Source organism: Neokomagataea tanensis, from assembly GCF_006542335.1.
In the GTDB taxonomy this organism is placed as follows: domain Bacteria; phylum Pseudomonadota; class Alphaproteobacteria; order Acetobacterales; family Acetobacteraceae; genus Gluconobacter; species Gluconobacter tanensis.
In genome coordinates this window covers 2319801-2337564 of record NZ_CP032485.1, presented here as the reverse complement: position 1 = coordinate 2337564, position 17764 = coordinate 2319801, and the positions used below count along the sequence as shown (strand labels likewise).

At 52.2% G+C, this 17764-nt stretch carries 15 protein-coding genes and 1 tRNA gene; 5 read left to right on the top strand and 11 right to left on the bottom strand.

The window, feature by feature from the left end; genetic code table 11:
* Positions 1–137 precede the first annotated feature (137 nt).
* Positions 138–647: a L,D-transpeptidase family protein gene (locus tag D5366_RS10555; RefSeq protein ID WP_141493604.1), complete on the top strand. Its 510-nt coding sequence runs from the start codon at positions 138–140 to the stop codon at positions 645–647.
* Here D5366_RS10555 and D5366_RS10550 read toward each other — a convergent pair.
* Complete coding sequence (locus tag D5366_RS10550; RefSeq protein ID WP_240775253.1) at positions 628–2463, bottom strand: cation:proton antiporter; 1836 nt, start codon at positions 2461–2463, stop codon at positions 628–630. The genes D5366_RS10555 and D5366_RS10550 overlap by 20 nt on opposite strands.
* 77 nt (positions 2464–2540) lie before the next feature.
* Here D5366_RS10550 and D5366_RS10545 point away from each other — a divergent pair, with 77 nt between their 5' ends.
* Positions 2541–3071, top strand: coding sequence for a GNAT family N-acetyltransferase (locus D5366_RS10545; RefSeq protein ID WP_170211089.1), 531 nt, complete (start codon positions 2541–2543; stop codon positions 3069–3071).
* Here the strand turns inward: D5366_RS10545 and D5366_RS10540 are convergent.
* The 3 genes from D5366_RS10540 to D5366_RS10530 form a co-directional block, all read right to left on the bottom strand.
* Positions 3031–4347, bottom strand: coding sequence for an RsmB/NOP family class I SAM-dependent RNA methyltransferase (locus D5366_RS10540; protein WP_141493603.1), 1317 nt, complete (start codon positions 4345–4347; stop codon positions 3031–3033). The two genes, D5366_RS10545 and D5366_RS10540, sit on opposite strands and share 41 nt — an antisense overlap.
* Before the next feature lie 57 nt (positions 4348–4404).
* Positions 4405–5889: an IMP dehydrogenase gene (gene guaB / locus D5366_RS10535; RefSeq protein WP_141493602.1), complete on the bottom strand. Its 1485-nt coding sequence runs from the start codon at positions 5887–5889 to the stop codon at positions 4405–4407.
* Between the two features lie 161 nt (positions 5890–6050).
* Positions 6051–6124, bottom strand: a tRNA-Gln gene (locus tag D5366_RS10530).
* Between the two features lie 152 nt (positions 6125–6276).
* Between D5366_RS10530 and D5366_RS10525 the strand changes: the two genes are divergently transcribed.
* Both D5366_RS10525 and D5366_RS10520 read left to right on the top strand, forming a co-directional pair.
* Positions 6277–7416 carry a Ppx/GppA phosphatase family protein gene (locus tag D5366_RS10525; protein ID WP_141493950.1) on the top strand — a complete coding sequence of 380 codons (1140 nt, stop codon included), beginning with the start codon at positions 6277–6279 and terminating at the stop codon, positions 7414–7416.
* The gene (locus tag D5366_RS10520; protein WP_141493601.1) at positions 7413–8210 is read left to right on the top strand and encodes an RlmE family RNA methyltransferase; all 798 of its coding nucleotides are present in this window, start codon (positions 7413–7415) and stop codon (positions 8208–8210) included. The genes D5366_RS10525 and D5366_RS10520 overlap by 4 nt, the downstream gene beginning before the upstream one ends.
* A gap of 37 nt (positions 8211–8247) precedes the next feature.
* Here D5366_RS10520 and D5366_RS10515 read toward each other — a convergent pair whose 3' ends face one another.
* The 4 genes from D5366_RS10515 to hpnD all read right to left on the bottom strand — a co-directional run bounded on the left by D5366_RS10515 (position 8248) and on the right by hpnD (position 13177).
* Positions 8248–8889 carry a phosphorylase family protein gene (locus D5366_RS10515; RefSeq protein ID WP_141493600.1) on the bottom strand — a complete coding sequence of 214 codons (642 nt, stop codon included), beginning with the start codon at positions 8887–8889 and terminating at the stop codon, positions 8248–8250.
* Positions 8889–10862, bottom strand: coding sequence for a squalene--hopene cyclase (gene shc / locus D5366_RS10510; RefSeq protein WP_141493599.1), 1974 nt, complete (start codon positions 10860–10862; stop codon positions 8889–8891). Before shc ends, D5366_RS10515 begins: the two co-directional genes overlap by 1 nt.
* 115 nt (positions 10863–10977) lie before the next feature.
* Entirely contained in the window at positions 10978–12282 is a 1305-nt protein-coding gene (hpnE, locus tag D5366_RS10505) for a hydroxysqualene dehydroxylase HpnE (RefSeq protein WP_141493598.1), read from the bottom strand.
* Between the two features lie 19 nt (positions 12283–12301).
* The gene (hpnD, locus tag D5366_RS10500) at positions 12302–13177 is read right to left on the bottom strand and encodes a presqualene diphosphate synthase HpnD (protein WP_141493597.1); all 876 of its coding nucleotides are present in this window, start codon (positions 13175–13177) and stop codon (positions 12302–12304) included.
* A gap of 254 nt (positions 13178–13431) precedes the next feature.
* Between hpnD and D5366_RS10495 the strand changes: the two genes are divergently transcribed.
* Positions 13432–14613 (top strand): pyridoxal phosphate-dependent aminotransferase, encoded by a 1182-nt coding sequence (locus tag D5366_RS10495; RefSeq protein WP_141493596.1) that lies wholly within the window; start codon positions 13432–13434, stop codon positions 14611–14613.
* A gap of 52 nt (positions 14614–14665) precedes the next feature.
* Here D5366_RS10495 and D5366_RS10490 read toward each other — a convergent pair whose 3' ends face one another.
* From D5366_RS10490 to hpnA, 3 genes are read right to left on the bottom strand one after another with little or no spacing between them, the layout of a single operon-like run.
* Complete coding sequence (locus D5366_RS10490; RefSeq protein WP_141493595.1) at positions 14666–15523, bottom strand: squalene/phytoene synthase family protein; 858 nt, start codon at positions 15521–15523, stop codon at positions 14666–14668.
* Entirely contained in the window at positions 15520–16665 is a 1146-nt protein-coding gene (locus D5366_RS10485) for a glycosyltransferase (RefSeq protein WP_170211088.1), read from the bottom strand. The genes D5366_RS10490 and D5366_RS10485 overlap by 4 nt, the downstream gene beginning before the upstream one ends.
* On the bottom strand, positions 16665–17660 hold the full coding sequence (gene hpnA, locus D5366_RS10480; RefSeq protein ID WP_141493594.1) for a hopanoid-associated sugar epimerase: 996 nt from the start codon (positions 17658–17660) through the stop codon (positions 16665–16667). Before hpnA ends, D5366_RS10485 begins: the two co-directional genes overlap by 1 nt.
* Between the last annotated feature and the right edge of the window lie 104 nt (positions 17661–17764).

Genomic DNA, 17764 nt, shown 5'->3' with positions numbered 1-17764 from the left:
TGTTTTGATCGGGTATCCTGTCCCGTCCGAAAGTTGCACCATCGCCGGTCATGCGGTGGCGCCACTTGTACAAAAGAGTCAAGACACATCCTCGTGCCTAGACTATGGCAATTTTGCTTCAGAAAGGGAATATCCAGATGATTAAAGCAAATTTGATATTTCAAAATGGGGAACCTTTTGTCCGGTTCGGGAACCAGAACTTGCGAGCTTTGATAGGTGGCGCAGGATTGCGGCAAAATAAAGCCGAGGGAGATATGGCGACACCAATTGGCGCACTTTCGTTAAGAAAAGTCTTCTATCGTGCGGATCGCGTCCAGAAACCTGTTTCGGGTGCAGGTCTGATTGTGGAGCCTTTGGCGCCGAATGATGGTTGGTGTGATGATGTTGGTCATGCTGATTATAACAAACATGTTACCTTGCCGCACCCAGCTTCGTGTGAGGAACTTTGGCGCGCCGACCATGCTTACGACATATGCGTTGTGTTGGGATGGAACGATAGCCCTGTTGTTCCGGGCAATGGCTCAGCCATTTTTTTACATCTCCCGCCCTCTAAAGGTTACACGGAAGGCTGTATTGCCTTGCAAGAGCAGGACTTGCGTGCCGCTCTTGCGCAAGGGTTGAGCGAAATTATTGTTCTACAGGACTAGGTTCAGGTGCTTTTGGTGGGACCATGGAAATCAGGATATCACCAGCTACTGGGGACGCTGGGTTAAGGTCTTCAGCCGAAAGGATAAAAATGCCTGTTTTCCGCCGGATAAAGAGTAAATCGAGCCTATTTTCGCGTTTACCGAATGTCGAGCTTGTGTCTTCGGTCGATGTCTGGGCTGTAAAGCGCCAGCCTTGGTCGAAGAGGCTTTCAAACAGGGTGAAATTCCATGCTGGTTCTCCCAGTACTTTACCTCGGGCATCGCGTGACAGGCCGTGGTAAAGGTCAAGCCGTGAAACACCCGGGCTAATCTGGAAAACGCGCTCGCGTCCTAGAGCGGGCGCGAGGTGACCGCAAATCATGCCGTTATAGATACCGTCAGCCGTCGTGCTGATGAGATAATCGGCAGGTCGCTCTTCAAGGGCTTCCTGGCCGTGTTGTGAAAGTAGTTCGGCCCTCAAAACAGATATCTTTTGCCGTGCTGCTGGCATGAGTGCACTCGCCCGGCTATCGACGAGCAGTACAGGAATGTTCTGCTCTTTGAGTGTTAGCGCCAGATTAATGGACCAAGAACTTGCCCCTACGAGGGCCAAGGCGGGTTCACTCGAGAAAGAAAGCTTCATGGCGCGTGCCAGTGGCCGGAGTGAAAAGCCGTGTAAAAGCATGGTTACAGCAATAACGCTAAACACTGCTGGCATGATCAAATCGGCTGAATGATAGCCGGAATCGTGCAGGCGTATGCCTGCAGCACCTGCTACGGCTGCTGCGACAATGCCACGCGGAGCGATCCAACCGACGAATACACGCTCCCGCCATGTCATGTCGGAGCCCAGTGTAGCTAAGAAGATTCCGACTGGCCTTACGACAAAAAGCACAACTAATGTCAGGGCCATGATGGGAATTGAGAGATGCGCTAAAGCGCCTCTTTGCAGATCAGCCGTAAGAAGAATGAAAAGTACCGATACTACAAGAACGACAAGCGATTCTTTAGTCCTGCGTAATTCTGCCAAGCCGGGAATATGCAAGTTCGTTAGGGCCATCCCAAACACGGTGACGGCAATAAGCCCTGCCCCTTCCATTTCCATGTTGCAGGCAGAAAAAAGAACAAGGGCCACACTTAGCAGTGCTGGTGTTTTCAAAATCTCCGGCATGAGATCACGTACAAATAGCGTCCGGATCATATACGCTGGCGCAATACCCGCGACGACTGAGAGGCCTGTAGCCGTTAAAAGGTCTGGTAATGTGTCCGTGAAGAAAACGCTCGTATGAACATCAACATGCAGGATGAGCAGTTGCAGCACGACTGCGGCTAAAATGGCTCCCAAAGGGTCGTTGACAATAGCTTCCCAACGAAGAAAAGCTGCTAACCGCGGTTTGAGTTTGGCGCTGCGCAGGAGTGGTAAAATGACTGTCGGGCCGGTCACAACGATAATTGCGCCGAAGAGCAGTGATGTGCCCCATTCGAGATGAGCTACATAACGCGCCGCTAGTGAGCCCAAAATCCAGTTGATGGGGAGCGCCACCATAGTGAGGCGTGAAACACCATCTCCAGCATCTCTGAGTTGCCGGATGTCTAAGGCCATGCCGCCTTCAAACACAACAATAGCCACGAGAAGCGATACTAGTGGTCTGAAAACCCAGCCCATACTTTCAGATGGATGCAGGAGCCCTAGGCCTGGCCCAATAATCAAACCAATGGTGAATAATAATACGATAGCAGGAAGACGCAGCTTCCAAGCGGCCCACTGAGCAAGAATGCCTGCACCAAATGTTAGAGCGATCCCGATAAATATATCGTAGGGCAAATCAGGGGGCATAAGGGGGTCAACATCCGTGCGTTAAATGGCAGGTTCACGTTTTGGGTAAGCATAGCTTACTGCCCTGTGCTTGCCTAATGTTCAAACATCCCTTTAATCTTAATATTATGCTTACTATACGACCTGCCCGTAGTTTTGACCGTGATGAAATCTGGCGTTGCTTAGCGCCTGTTATGCGAAGCGGTGAAACATACGCTTTGCCCCGCCACTGGTCGCAGCGTCAGGTTTTGTCGTACTGGATGCAGCCTCTGCATCGCGTTTATGTCGCTTTGACCGCTGATCAACAAATTGTTGGCACGTTTTATATACGCGATAATCAGCAGGGCGGAGGCTCACATACCGCAAATGCTGGTTTTGTTGCCTCTCCCGGTTTTGGCGCAGGTCGAGCAATGGCAGAGTTCGCGTTGCAAGAGGCAGAGCGTCTAGGTTACCGAGCCATGCAATTCAATTTTGTTGTGAGTACTAACGAGCGTGCGATAGCTCTTTGGCACGCTCTAGGGTTTTCTACGCTTGCGCGTGTGCCAGAGGCTTTCGACCATCCCAAACTTGGAATGGTCGATGCTTTGATTATGTGGCGTCGTCTTTCTTCTCAACCGCGCGTTCCATAACGCAGGCAAAGAAGCCATCAGTGCCATCTTGCTTTGGTGTCAAAGCGAATGATCCGCGTTCACGGAGTTTTTCTGGCAAGGTTGACGGCATTTCATCGCCCGACAGCAAACGGTAATCCGATCGGCGCTTTAGAAAAGCAGCAATCTGGTTACCATTTTCTTGGGCAAGAAGCGAACAGGTCGCATAGATCATGCGACCGCCCGGCTTAACGAGGCTTGCCGCCCGATCCAGAATTTCGGCCTGTTTGACCAAAAGCTCTTCGATATCAGTCTTGGTCAGGCGCAAGCGCGCATCCGGGTTGCGTCTCCATGTGCCTGTGCCGGAACAAGGGGCGTCAACCAGAACGCGATCAAAGCTACCTGCACGGCGCTTTGCCCATTTATCGCCACTGGTAAGGAGATGACGTTCCACATTGTGGACGCCTGCTCTACGCAATCGCTTTACGGCACCTTCAAGTCGTTTTTCGTGCACGTCGCAAGCAACGATATGGCCACGATTTTCCATCGTCATGGCAAGGGCGAGTGTTTTTCCGCCAGCGCCAGCACAATAATCAAGCACGCGATGTTCAGATTTGGCATCCGCCGCGAGCACGACGAGTTGGGAACCTTCATCTTGGATCTCAACCAGACCATCACGGAACGCTTGCGCGGCTGTTACGGGCTGTCTGCCATCCAAGCGCATTCCCCATGGGGAGAGCTCTGTGGCTTCTGCTGGCAGCGATTCTTTGCGTAGTGCGGCAATTGCGCTGTCACGTGTCCCTTTGAGAAGGTTGACGCGCAGATCGAGTGTTGGCGCTTCTAAAAGCGCTTCCATCTCTGCTTCGAGCCTATTGCCAAATGTTTCGGCCAGGACTGGCTCAATCCAGTCCGGGTATTCAAGGCGCACTGCTCGAGGTTGCTTAGCGTTTGAAAGGCTGCGGCCTTCAAGTTTTTTAAGCGCAATATCTTCACGGGATGTCAGCGGTGATGGCGCATAACGATCGCCGCTAAAGATCAGGCGGACCTGATCCATGCTTTCCCCACGAAATATGAGGCTAGCAGCACTAAGTAAGCGAGGTGAGATAGCGCCAGTCAGGTCTGAGAAATGCCAGTGTAAACGGCGCCAGCTGCGCAGCACGTCCCATACGATAGTTGAAATAGCGCGTCGGTCGCCGCCACCGATATAACGGCGTTCGCGGAAAAAAGCGTTTGCCGTCGCATCTGCAGGACGGCGGGGGGCGTTCTGGATCGCACAAAGCAGATCAATCGCGCCAGAAAGGCGGGCTGCAGGGGTCATGTTGACCCCCTACCCGGTTTCCGGCGGAATGGCGAGAGGAAGAAGCCTCTCTAACGATTAATCCAGACGATAATTTGGGGATTCACGTGTGATCGTGACATCATGGACATGGCTTTCGCGCAGACCGGCATTTGTGATGCGGCGGAAGCGTGCGCGTTTTTGCAGGTCGGGGACTGTAGCTGAGCCTGTGTAACCCATGCCAGCTTTGAGGCCGCCTACCAGTTGGTGAACGACTGGTGCCATGCCGCCCTTATATGCAACCTGCCCTTCGATGCCTTCTGGGACCAGCTTCAGCGTGTCGCGTACTTCTGCTTGGAAGTAACGATCCGCAGAGCCTTTTGCCATGGCGCCCAAGGAGCCCATACCACGATACGCTTTGTAAGCTCGTCCTTGGTACAAGAATGTTTCACCGGGGCTTTCATCCGTGCCAGCTAAAAGCGAACCGACCATCACGACATCCGCGCCAGCGCCGATCGCTTTTACGATATCGCCTGATGTACGCAGGCCACCATCTGCGATTGCCGAAATACCATGCTCATGGCACGCTTCAGCTGTTTCCATGACTGCGGAGAATTGAGGTACTCCGACGCCCGCAACGACGCGTGTGGTGCAAATAGAACCTGGTCCAATGCCGATTTTGACACAATCTACGCCCGCCTCAATCAGGGCGCGGGCAGCTTCTGGTGTTGCGACATTGCCTGCAATAATCTGGATGGCTGCGTCACGCGCTTTGAGCTTTGCAACAGTCTCCAGAACACCGCGTGAGTGGCCGTGCGCTGTATCGACGACCAGAACGTCAACGCCAGCAGCAATGAGGGCATCAGCGCGTTGCAGACCATCTTGGCCAACGCCAATGGCGGCTGCACAACGAAGACGTCCTTGGCTATCCTTAATGGCCAAAGGATGCGTGATCGCCTTGTCCATGTCTTTAACAGTAATTAGGCCGACGCAGCGCTGTGCATTGTCAACAACCAAAAGCTTTTCGATACGGTGCCGGTGCAGCAAAGCACGTGCTTCATCTGGGGCGGCGCCATTTTGTACCGTGACCAGATTTTCATGCGTCATTAAGTCACGGACGCGCGTTGTGGGGTCCGTGTTAAAGCGCATGTCACGGCTGGTCAAAATGCCAAGAAGACGTCCACTACCTTCTTCAATAACCGGCAGCCCGGAGACGCCGTGGCGGGCTTTTAGTGCTTCCACGTCAGCAAAAGTCTGGTCTGGGCCGACAGTAATTGGGTTTACAACCATACCAGATTCGAAGCGCTTAACGCGACGAACTTGTTCGGCTTGCTCTTCAACGGAGAGGTTTTTGTGGATGACGCCCATACCGCCCTGCTGTGCCATGGCAATGGCCATTGCATCTTCGGTTACGGTGTCCATCGCAGAGGACATAAGTGGGATGTTGAGTTCGATTGTCCGTGTAAGGCGGGTACGCGTGTTTGCTTGTGCCGGGAGAACTGATGACTCCGCAGGCTCGACTAAAACGTCGTCATAGGCAAGCGCTTCGCGAATGCGATCGTGAATTGAAGAAGATGTGGTCATGCCCGCATACCCCGTTTTTTTGGGCGCTGTTGCGCCGAAGTATTTGATGCTGGGCGTGCCAAAGACCGCCTCAGCCGTTGGCGGGTCCTCATAGCCATTTTTGGAGGACACAGGAAGTGTTTTTTTTATTACACTTCTGTTTTGAATTTTATAGGGTTTCTTGGCTGGGAGACCTGGATTCGAACCAGGGCTGACCGGGTCAGAGCCGGTAGTTCTACCGCTAAACTATCTCCCAAGCGGTGATCTGGCTTCTAGCTGTGCCATTTAAATCATGCAAGGGCTTTTTCATTTTTTTTGATAAAAAATAATCACCCCTTGCAGCAAAGCGCGATTAGGCGTCATGTAGAATTATTAATAACCATAAGGGTTTTGTTGGGAGTCAACGTGATGTCTGCGCAGGAACGGGGAATGGAGATGATGGGGGATGCACAATTACGCGCTGTGCCTAGTCGCCCGTCTGGTCCGTTCTTTGCCGCGATAGACTTAGGCACCAATAATTGCCGCTTAATGATTGCTGCACGTACCAGCTCTGGTTTTCGGGTGGTAGACAGTTTTAATCGTTGCGTTGGCTTGGGTGAAGGCTTGAAAGTCAGTGGTCGCCTAGCTGACGACGCCATGAATAGGACTATTGAGGCCCTGCGTATCTGTGCAGAGCGGCTTCACCAATGGCCACTTACCGAAATACGCGCTGTAGCGACGGAAGCATGTCGCCGTGCAGGAAATGGTAAAGATTTTCTTTCGCGCGTTTTCCGTGAGACTGGTCTGAAGATTGATATCATAAGCCCACGTGAAGAAGCCGAACTTGCCGTTGAAAGCTGCTCAGGACTTTTCAACCATTGTCCCGCTGCGCAAGAGGCCGAACGCGGGGTCCTGTTTGATATTGGTGGCGGTTCTACGGAAATTGCGTGGGTTCGTTTAGATCAAAAGCGTTCCGAGCACACGCTTATCGGGACCACGAGCATACCGATCGGTGTTATTTCGTTAGAAGAGACCTTCGGCAGAGGCCACGGTTCATCGTATGATGAAATGGTGTCTCATGTTTGTGAACAATTAGCTCCGTTTGAATCAGTCCACTGTATATACCGAGAGGTAATGCAGGGACGGACGCGCCTGATTGGTACGTCAGGGACAGTGACAACATTGGCGGGTGTAGCTTTGGCCCTTCCCCGTTATAATCGGGCAATGATAGACGGTGCCACCCTGCCCGGTTCAACCATGTGCGAAGCGATTCAAGTTTTGCGAGAGTTGGGGCCGCAGGGTTTGGCCGCTCACCCATGTGTCGGGCCAGACCGTTCGCGGTATGTGTTGCCAGGTTGCGCAATTTTTGAAGCAATTCATCAAATGTGGCCAATTGAACAGGTTACCATTGCAGACCGGGGCCTACGTGATGGTATGTTAGCCCGAATGGCGCGTGATCACGCGTTGCATTCTGCATCAGTACGGCGCCGCATGGGGGTGTCGCGCTTCGCTAAGCCCTATTCGGCAACCAAAGCTGCCGGTTTTTTGAATAATTATGTGACGTTATGAAACCACCTCGCTCCCCCTCTGGTCCCCGCAAGAAAAAAGACGCTCCAAAGCGTGTTCCCGGCAAAGCCTTAAAAAGTGCGGCAGCACCGGGCGTTGCCTCCTCAACAGAAGACGGTGCAACCGTTAAAACGGCGCGTAATAAAAGCATTACGCTTCGGACCGCGCGCGGCCGTACTACAGCACAACAAAGGTGGCTTAACCGTCAGCTTAACGATCCTTATGTAGCAGCTGCGCGTAAGCAGGGCTGGCGCTCGCGAGCGGCTTTTAAGCTTATCGAAATTGACGATCGTTTTTCATTATTGAAGCCGGGCGTTAAAGTTATTGATCTCGGGGCTGCCCCCGGGGGTTGGACACAAGTAGCGGTTAAGCGCGGAGCTTCCAACATAGCCGGCGTTGACTTGTTGCCGGTTGATCCTGTGGCAGGTGCAACAATTATCGAAGGGGACTTCACGGACCCTGCCATGCCAGACAGGCTGAAAGAAATCCTTGGCGGACCTGCCGATGTCGTTATGTCCGACATGGCACCAAATACGACAGGCCACGCTGCGACGGACCACGTGCGCATTATGGGGTTGGCCGAGGGTGCGCTCGACTTTGCGCTTCAGGTCTTAGCTGAGGGTGGAAGTTTTGTTGCCAAGGTTTTCCAAGGCGGATCTGAGAAGGAAATGCTAGATTCGATGAAAACGGCCTTTGCTACAGTGCGCCACGTTAAGCCGCCTGCATCACGCAAAGAATCAAGTGAGTTGTATGTTGTAGCCACGGGCTTTCGCCCTGAGCGGTTAAAAGACGAATAATTAATCAAGCGGCCCTAAAAATTAGGGCCGCCTAAATTTACGCCACGTCGAGTGGTGGCGGGTTTTCTGTTAAAAACCTCAGAATTTCATTCTGAGCAAGCGCTACGTCACGTCCCATGCCAATCAACGACGGTATTTGCGTGGGCCGGCGAATAAGCGATTTTAAGAGCCCTGCAATGTGCACTTTGCCAGCCTTCATGCCATCAACGGCAGCTGGCGGGAGATCACGCTCAGCATCATCACAAATTACTCTTAGTACGGCAAAAGGTAGGCCGGATTTTGCTACAAAACCGCTCTCCATATCGACGGCTAAACACTGAGTTTCTCTGGCAAGGCTTCGTTTTTCATCAATGGTCGAGACCAAAGCGTCACTGTGTAAAACACCACCTTGAAGCACAAAATCCGCGCCGAATGCGTGGCTCAGTGCAGCATCAGTAGAAAAGTCTTCTCCATTGACGCTAACGCGGTCCGCAATAATTACGGTGCCGGGTGCAAGTTCTTCCTGTAACCCACCAGCGCAACCGAAAGATAAGAGCTTGGTGCACCCCACATCTAGAAGGCGTTGGGTTTCTTTTTTTGCCCGCTCTGGATCTGCGTGGCTAAGTGCTATTGGAACGTCTGGGAGGAAGCGTCGAATAATGCGCGCTTCCTGACGCAGCCCTACAAGTACCCCTAACATCAGAAACCAACCTCTACACGGCCAGTATTGCTGTCACCAAGGTTACGGTAACGTGCCAAAGCCGTTAATGGGAAGAATTGTTTGTAGCCATGGTAGCGTAGGTAAAATACCTTTGGAAAACCAACGGCATTATAGGGCTCTTCGTGCCACTCACCATGTTCGTCTTGGGCTTGCGCCAAGAATTGAATGCCATTTTTAACGGCATCGCTGTCACGTTCTCCGACGGCCATCAGGCCCAGAACAGCCCACGCGGTTTGTGAGGGTAGGCTCTCTTTGTATTGGCCAGAGGCGGCTCCTTCATAGGATGCGCAATCTTCGCCCCATCCGCCATCTTCACGTTGCATGCGCTTTAACCACGCAACCGCGCGCTGAATCATGGGATCAGAATGAGGAATGCCAGCAATATTCAGGGCGCACAAAACAGACCACGTGCCATAAATAAAGTTGGTTCCCCAGCGGCCGAACCAACTTCCATCTTCTTCCTGCTCTTGGCGCAAATATGCCAATGCACGCTCAATAGTTGGTCGGTCTTCCGTATGCCCAAGTTGGGCAAGGAACGAAACGCAGCGTGCGGAGACGTCGGCTGTTGGTGGGTCGAGTAGCGCGCCATGATCAGCAAATGGGATATGGTTTAGGAAGTCCATATCGTTATCGATGTCGAACGCGCCCCAGCCGCCATTGGTGCTTTGCATCCCGATGATCCATTCACGAGCACGCTCAATGGCTTCTTTATTGCCTTCTGGATCCAGACGGTGAAGCAGCATGCCAACGACCGCGGTATCGTCAACATCTGGGTAGTAGTCGTTTTCGTATTGGAATGCCCAACCGCCCGGACGTAAATCCGGTGCCGTGTTAACGATCCAATCTCCTTTTACGTCCAAGATCTGCCGATCACGGAGCCAAGAAGCGCTGCGTTTTAGGGCTTCAATTGTCTCGTCCCGCTTAGTGGCTCGTGGGCCTGTCGCGGCTTCCATCATGGCTAAGCCTGAAAGGCCCGTGTCCCACACGGGCGAAACGCAGGGCTGGCAGTAAATTTCGTCTTCTTTCTCGACCAAGAGGTCATGAATAGACTGCCAAGCAGTTTCGACGCGAGGGTCATTATCAGGCACGCCCAATGCACGGTACATCATGACGACGTTTGCCATTGCCGGGTAGATTGCCCCTAGGCCACCTTTGCTCAACCGTGGCTCAATAAAATCGATTGCAGCCTGAATTGCTTTGTCGTGAATTTTGCGGGGGATACGCGGTACGATCGGACGAAGAACCGTGTCTACATGTTTGAAAACATGCCCCCATTTCGAACGGAATGGGCCGAGGTTCCAGTCTTTGACATCCTCGGGCGGTTGCACGAATAATTCGCGGACGCTGACTTTATGTGGATTAATAGCTTTTGGTCGTAGTGCGGCCAGCACAAGAAGAGGCGCGATCACTGTGCGTGACCAGTACGACATGTTCCACAGCGAGAAGAAGGCTTTTCGTGGCAGCAACATGAGTTCAACAGGCATTACGGGCGTCGCGCTCCACGGTGCTTCGCCAAAAAGAGCTAGTTGAAAGCGTGTAAAGACGTTGCTACGCGCTGCGCCACCATGGTCCAAAATCGCTTCGCGTGCACGCGCCATGTGTGGCGCATCAATGTCGTCACCGATTGCTTTGAGCGCGAAGTAGGCCTTTATGCTGGCTGACAGGTCGAAGCCACCATCATGGTAAAGCGGCCATCCGCCGTGTTTGCCTTGGATGCGGCGCAGGTATACCCCGATCTTAGCCTGACGCTCGGTGTCGATGCGGTCAAGGTAATGTTCGAGGAGAACATATTCTGCGGGAATAGTCGCATCGGCTTCAAGTTCGAAGATCCAATGTCCGTCAGCCTTTTGACGGCCGCCGAGAGCTTGGTGGGCGCTTGTGATGGCCCGCTCGACCGCCGCGGTGTTGATTGTCGCGTCGTCCGTTTTTTCGCGCACCAAAGTTTCGCTCACTCGCCGCTCCTCTTTTTGTTTTCAGGCATGTTTGTTCTTGCTGCATGACCGTTTAGGGCCATTTTTTAGCTAATTCGTCTTACTAACGTGTTCTATCGTGTTTGTCATCATAACGTCATGTGACAGAAACGCGGGAACGGAAACCGGCGGCGGATACAGCAACCAAGCCAGATTGAATGGCACCCTCGATAGTTGAAGGGAATTGTGTCTGCGTCCAATCTCCGGCCAGAGAGAGATTTGCTATGCCCAGTGCACTTTGCGCCTCGGTTGCGGATGGGCGTTTTGCATCTTGAGCGGGGGTTGCGGCAAAGGTCGCTCGTTTTTCGCGTAACAAGCGTGCTGGAGGGACTGCAACTGGCAATGGTGATGGCAAAACCGGGTCCAGTGCTCGGCGGATTTCTGACCAAATTGTTGCAAGCATTTCGCTTGAATCCCGCTCGGTGTAACGATTGGCGGCACTAACCGTGACGGATAATACATTTCCCTTCAGAAAGAGCCATTCGGATACACCGCCGACGAGGCCGATAAAGCGCGCTTTCTGTACGACCCCACGGGCGTTGATTTCTGTTGGCAGGCGAAAATGTGCATTAGCTATGCTCTCAAATTCGTCTGGCGCGGGTATGTCGGGTAGTAGATTTTTGGCAACAGGCGCGGTAACGGCGAGGATGACGTGATCCCCCTCTTCCACGGCTACTTCGCCGCCCGATGTTGTGATGCTCGTTATGCGGCCTTTGTCCTGATGCAGTGCCGTTACTCTTGTTCCGTAGTGAATCTGAGCATGATACCGTTCTAGGTAGCTAATCGCAGGGTCAACGAAAGTCTCGGAGAGACCGATTTCGGGGAAAAAGGGTATGCAGGCTTTCCCGCCCAGAGCGAGCGATTTTTGAACAATGTTACCCAGTAGGCGTGCACTGCCAGTTTGAATGTCGGTATTCAGAGCAGAGACGGCAAAAGGCTCTAGAAGCTTCTGGCTAAAGGGACCATTACCAAGGCACGACGCGACGGTTTTGTCGGACTTTGATCGTACTATTTTTAAAAGTGCGCTCAATTCCCGGAGTTTCATTCCCGGTACTCGCCTCCCCCCGGGTAACACCCAGAATGGAATTCTCCCACCTGAAAGGCGCAGCGTCCAACCGCGATGTTTGGAGAGGTCGAAAAAGGGGAAGATCGGCTTGCCTGGGCCTATGAGTGTGTGGCGGGAGCCGATTAAGTCCAAATAACGGAAAGTGAGGCTGTTGGCAGAAAGTAGAAGGTGGTTACCATTGTCAATTATGGCGTCTAGTGAGCGGTCGTAGAACGAACGGGCGCGGCCGCCACAAGCTGGGCCGGATTCATAGACACATACCTGCGCCTGCGCTGCGAGTTCTACCGCGGCGGATAAACCAGCTAATCCACCGCCGATGATATGCACACGACTCATGTTTGATTATGACCTATCTTCACTTCACGTAAGCAATGAGCGCACGCGCAGCGCGCCATGATTTGGAAATTTTTGGCGGATTTTCTGGATTCTTCCATCCTCTTTTGATGAGCGCTGCCAAAATCGGGAGATAGGACGCAGCCATCATCCTAGCGGGCCGCATGGCGTTTTTCGCGCAACCGTGCATAGCGATTTGTGCATCACGGAAATGGTCTTGGGCACGACGAGCTAAAACATGGCAAAGCGGATTCAATCCGTGTGCGTACAGTGCTTCAGCAGGAGAGGATGGGACGTTAAAGCGTTCGAGAAGTTCCGATGGGAGATAGAGGCGGCCGCGCGCTGCATCCTCACTGATATCTCGCAAAATATTGGTAATCTGTAGTGCGCGCCCGAGGTGGAAGGCTACTTTTCGCGCTGCATCTGAAGTGTCACCGAAAACGCAGACGGATAACCTTCCCACGGCGGAGGCTACGCGGTCACAATAGAGATCGAAGGTTTTTTCGTCCGGCGCAACGATAGGATCGCCACAGTCCATAATCATACCGTCAATGACGTCGTGAAAATCCTTGGCCTTTAAGCCGAAACGGACGATGGTTGCGACTAGCACGCGATCAAGTGCATTTCGGGTTTCTCCCTCGAAGAGGTAATCTACCCGGCTGTGCCACTCAGCAAGTGCTGCGGCCGGGTCTGCGACCTGTGTATCACCATCTGCGATGTCATCGACTTCGCGGCAGAATGCATAAACGGCAAACATGCCTTGTCTACGTGGCGTTGGGAGTATTTTCATCCCCTTCCCAAAGGACGTACCCGAGCGGATGACGACTGAGGCTACATGATCTAGGTCAGCCTGCGCGCAAGGGAGGCCGGGTGCGGCGCACAATCTACCAAAAACCATGTTCGCTCTTCTCCTGACACAATGGTGTTCGTTTCATAGCCTTAAACCATGCATAAGACAAAGAGTGGCCGTGTGAGTGCAGAAATTGGTCCCAAGACATCAAATAAAATGGGCTGAGAATAAAATTTTTTGTCACAAACAGTAGTATTTTATAAAAAACGGTACCCCGATCAGAAAACGTAAAAAAGGGGCTTTTCAAGGTATGTCGTTTCGATATTAATATGTTTCGATAATATTTCAAAACCGGAGCCAATATGTCCGACACTTTATCGATTGAAGGCCGTGAAGACCTTCTCGCTCGTGGTTATTCCCGCCGCAATCTAGGCCGTGTTGCCGCGGTTTTGGGCGCAGGACTGGCTTTCAAAGCGACGCTCCGAAACGCACATGCACGTGCGATGACAGCACTGCCAGCAGGACAAGATGTTACGAAGTTGGTCCGCATTGGCAGCAACGAATGCTGGACTGGCCCCTTCCCGGCGGCAGCAAAGCTCGGCGCTGAAGCGGTATTTCATGGTAACCGCTATGACCCGACAGGGAATATGCGGACGAATTTGATTAAAACTTTTGCGTCTACCGAAAACATGCCGGAAGAAACCGTCATGCCTTGGGGTGGTTCTTCAGATCCGCTGTGTCGTACAATCGTGACCTTCTGTTCACCAACGCGCGGCTTGGTGACGGCTGATCCGAGCTATGAAGCTGGTTGGGTCACAGCAGAATGGTTGAACATTCCCCTTACAAAAGTGCCACTAGACCCTCAGAACGGCTACAAGACTGACGTTCGGGCTATGTTGAAGGCCAACCCGAATGCCGGTGTTTACTACATTTGTAACCCGAATAACCCTACCGGCACCGTTACTCCTCTAGAAGACATTACGTGGCTTGTTGAGAATAAGCCGAAGGATGCGATTGTACTTGTCGACGAGGCGTACATCCATTTCTCCGATACGCCGAGTGCCCTGTCCCTGGTGCGCGAAGGCAAGGATGTTGTGGTCCTCCGCACATTCTCCAAGATGTTTGCAATGGCTGGTCTACGCTTAGGCTTGAGCATTACGCGTCCTGACTTGCATCAGAAAATGATGCGCTACGACGGTGAAAATCAGAGCTATATGCTTCCGATCCCAGCAGTAGCTTGCGGAACAAAAAGCCTGACGATGCATAATGATATTGAAGCGCGTAAGCACGAGATGATTGCCGCGCGAAACATGACGTTTGCGCATTTGCAAAAGCGTGGCATCAGCTACATCCCTTCAGATGCAAACATGTTTGTAATTGACTGGAAACGCCCTGCTGCTCCGATCAAAGACGCTTTCTTGAAGGAAAAAATCTTGATCGGTCGTTCTTGGCCGGTTTGGCCGAATGCTTCCCGTATTACGGTTGGCTCTATGGCCGAAATGAAAGCGTTCTGTGCTGCGCTTGATCGAATTATTACAGCCTAATTTTTTAAAATCACTGCCTGCAGAGAACTTCTCTTTGCAGGCAGTGATTTGTTTATAAAAGATATTTACTGCTAAAAATTAGAGCTTTTAATCCATCTTTTTTAGTCAAAGATACGCGCCCCTCAATTGGATCATTAAACCGTAAATGATGCGCGAGGGCATGAGAAAGCTGCACAATTACAGCTGCCTCTAAGCGCATTCTACGATCTTGAATAAGGTGAGGCAGAATGCGTGCCTCACGGTTCAAGGCGTCCACTTCGTCTAGCAAGCGGTTAAATACGCGCCTCAATCCCGGTTTGGATCGAACCAGTCTCAGGTCATCAATCGTGACGCCTTCTTCCGCCAACCAAGGCAGAGGAATATAGCAACGATCCAATATTTTTAGGTCATCTGCGGCATCTTGAATGTGGTTCAGGACTTGTAGAGCGCTGCTTAGCGCATCTCCCGGAGCAAACGCTTCAGCTATTTCTCCATGCAGATGCAGCAAAAAGCGGCCTACCGGATTGGCTGAGTAGCGGCAGTAATGCAGCAACTCTTCCCAAGTGTTATAGCGGTTCTTCTCAGCATCAATGCAGAAAGCCTCTGTTAGGTCGGTTGCAACCTCCAGAGGAATTTTCCGCTCAATTAAAGCCGTGCGAAGTTTGGCTGCTGTTTGCAAGTCAGCCCGGAGTGGAGCCTCAACTTCACCCCTTATGATGGATGCCATGCCGCGCAAACGTGCAATTTTTTCGGCTGGTTTGAGTTCAGTTGTGTCGACCATGTCGTCGGTGACACGGGCGAAGTTATAATAAGTATAAACAACCGGCCGATGACGCTTGGCGATGAGTAAAGAGCCAACGGGAAAATTTTCATCCCCCTTCCCCTTGGCAGAGGTGACGTCTTTATCACCCCAAATGCTGTCATTACTCATGCTGCACTATCCTTATAAGCGCGATTTTTCCATTCCACTCCTGATCCGCGATGGTGATTGATAGCAGAACCAATCGTGGCAGCCATGTAAAAAGCCGCAACAAGAGGAAGTGGTAGTGCGCGCCACAGAGACAATTCGAACCGGCGGAGAGTGGGAACAAATGTTGCGCAGGAAAGAAGATAAGTTATCAGACCAATCTTTTTCGCACGGCCTTTAGCAAACAGGGCAAAAGCGACTGGCAAAAGCCAGATCAAAGCCATGCCGACTATTGTGCCGACTAAAATAAGTGGAGAGTAGCGCAGTTGGACATAGGCTGTGCGGGCTATCATTTTCCATATGTCGTGGGCACCTTGATAGGGCCGTATAGACCAAGCCTGTGTGCTGTGGCCGAGATATAGCCGCCCACCACTCCGCTTTACATGTGCCGCGAGTGTACAGTCATCTATCAAAGCGCCTTTAAGCGCTTCTATGCCACCAATACGCTCTAGGGCACGACGTCTCAGTAAAATCGTCCCTCCCGCAGCGCCAGCAACCTTTGAACTTGGATTGGCCGTGCGTGCGAACGGATAGAGCATCGCAAAGAAATAAACGAATGCGGGAACCAGAAAGCGCTCGGCAGAACTTTCGCAGTTTAACGCTACCATTTCCGACACGAGGTCGAGATTGTCTTCGCGGGCTTTTGAGACAAGAGTAGAAAGGTGAGAGCGAGCGTGCAGTATGTCGGCATCAGTCAAGAGAATGTAACCGTGCTGCCCAACGTTCTCTAATGCACATTGTACCCCTTGATGAACAGCCCAGAGCTTTCCGCTCCATCCTTCGGGTCTGTCAGCACCCGTGAGAACTGTCAGGCGCTGTAGAGGGTCAGCAACAGAGCGTGCGAGCTCGCCTGTACCATCAGTGCTGTTGTCATCAACGAGTATAACGGAGAGTTTGCCCGCATAATCCTGCTCTAGGAGCGATGTAAGGCATGCTTTAACGGATTCCGCCTCGTCGCGTGCGGGGACCACAATGGCGATGTCTGGCGGAGATGGAGGTGTTTCCCGTGCGGCCAGCATGGGGCCACCCTGCCAAAAGCGCCCGTGAAACAGGCTAAGGTAGATCCACGCCCCGAGACTGGTGAGTGCTGAACCTGTACGCAACATTATTGAACGCGTCCATTCAAACGGAACCAAGACACTGCGTCCGTGACTGCGTCTCGTGCGAGGCGTGGTGCGTATCCCAGTTCACGTTGGGCTTTAAGTGAAGAAAAATACATTAACTTCCGTGACATAGCGAGTGTTTCTCGTGTAACGCGGGGTTCGATTTTAAAGCCTCTTGCCAGCCATTCTGAAACGAGCGCAACAGGATAAAGCCAAGATTGCCGTAATTTTATGCGCGGTGGTTTCACACAGGCAACTTCACTAACAAGATTGAAGAGTTCACCAAGCGACATATTTTCGCCACCGAGGATGTATTTTTCACCGATTTTTCCGCGCTCAAGCGCTAGAGCGTGCCCCTCAGCGACGTCATCGACGTGCACGATATTCAGGCCAGTCTCGACATAAGCGGGCATTTTGGCTGCAGCACAATCGAGTACCATTTGCCCGGTTGGCGTTGGTTTAATGTCGCGCGGGCCAACTGGCGTTGAAGGATTGACGATAATTGCGGGAAGATTGCGTGTTTTGATTAAGTCGAGGACAACCTGTTCGGCGCGGTATTTGGAGAGCTTGTATACACCAATAACTTTATCCTCGCTGATTGGTGTGGTCTCGTCGGCTGGGATGCCGTCTGAACGCAAGCCAAGCGCTGCGACAGAGGAGCAATAAACAATGCGCTCTACTCCGGCATCTTGCGCCGCGATCATTAGATTGCGCGTCCCATCGACGTTGGCACGCATCATGACATCTGGGTCAGGTACCCAGAGACGGTAATCAGCAGCGACATGGAAAACGTATTTTACGTTTGTCATGATCCGCGCGAGGCTAGCTGGGTCAGAAAAATCGGCTACGACAATGTCAGCATCGAGTTCGGCTATGTTGGTGCGGTCCGAAGTAGGTCGTACCATGAGGCGTAACTTATGGCCGCGTTCTTGAAGGGTGCGGGCAACGGCAGAGCCTACGAATCCGGTTGCTCCCGTAATGAGCGTAATATCTTTCATGCGTCGTAGCGCTCCTGAAACTGGATGAGACCATCGGTAAACGACGTTCAAGTGGCTAATATGTTATTATCATACTGACCGAAGATCGACCGGGAAAGCGCTTG

Bases quoted from the DNA above. Each gene is read 5' to 3' on its own strand.
- D5366_RS10555 (WP_141493604.1), top strand. From the start codon at position 138: ATGATTAAAGCAAATTTGATATTTCAAAATGGGGAACCTTTTGTCCGG.
- D5366_RS10550 (WP_240775253.1), bottom strand. From the start codon at position 2,463: ATGCCCCCTGATTTGCCCTACGATATATTTATCGGGATCGCTCTAACA.
- D5366_RS10545 (WP_170211089.1), top strand. From the start codon at position 2,541: ATGTTCAAACATCCCTTTAATCTTAATATTATGCTTACTATACGACCT.
- D5366_RS10540 (WP_141493603.1), bottom strand. From the start codon at position 4,347: ATGACCCCTGCAGCCCGCCTTTCTGGCGCGATTGATCTGCTTTGTGCG.
- guaB (WP_141493602.1), bottom strand. From the start codon at position 5,889: ATGACCACATCTTCTTCAATTCACGATCGCATTCGCGAAGCGCTTGCC.
- D5366_RS10525 (WP_141493950.1), top strand. From the start codon at position 6,277: ATGTCTGCGCAGGAACGGGGAATGGAGATGATGGGGGATGCACAATTA.
- D5366_RS10520 (WP_141493601.1), top strand. From the start codon at position 7,413: ATGAAACCACCTCGCTCCCCCTCTGGTCCCCGCAAGAAAAAAGACGCT.
- D5366_RS10515 (WP_141493600.1), bottom strand. From the start codon at position 8,889: ATGTTAGGGGTACTTGTAGGGCTGCGTCAGGAAGCGCGCATTATTCGA.
- hpnE (WP_141493598.1), bottom strand. From the start codon at position 12,282: ATGAGTCGTGTGCATATCATCGGCGGTGGATTAGCTGGTTTATCCGCC.
- hpnD (WP_141493597.1), bottom strand. From the start codon at position 13,177: ATGGTTTTTGGTAGATTGTGCGCCGCACCCGGCCTCCCTTGCGCGCAG.
- D5366_RS10495 (WP_141493596.1), top strand. From the start codon at position 13,432: ATGTCCGACACTTTATCGATTGAAGGCCGTGAAGACCTTCTCGCTCGT.
- D5366_RS10490 (WP_141493595.1), bottom strand. From the start codon at position 15,523: ATGAGTAATGACAGCATTTGGGGTGATAAAGACGTCACCTCTGCCAAG.
- D5366_RS10485 (WP_170211088.1), bottom strand. From the start codon at position 16,665: ATGTTGCGTACAGGTTCAGCACTCACCAGTCTCGGGGCGTGGATCTAC.
- hpnA (WP_141493594.1), bottom strand. From the start codon at position 17,660: ATGAAAGATATTACGCTCATTACGGGAGCAACCGGATTCGTAGGCTCT.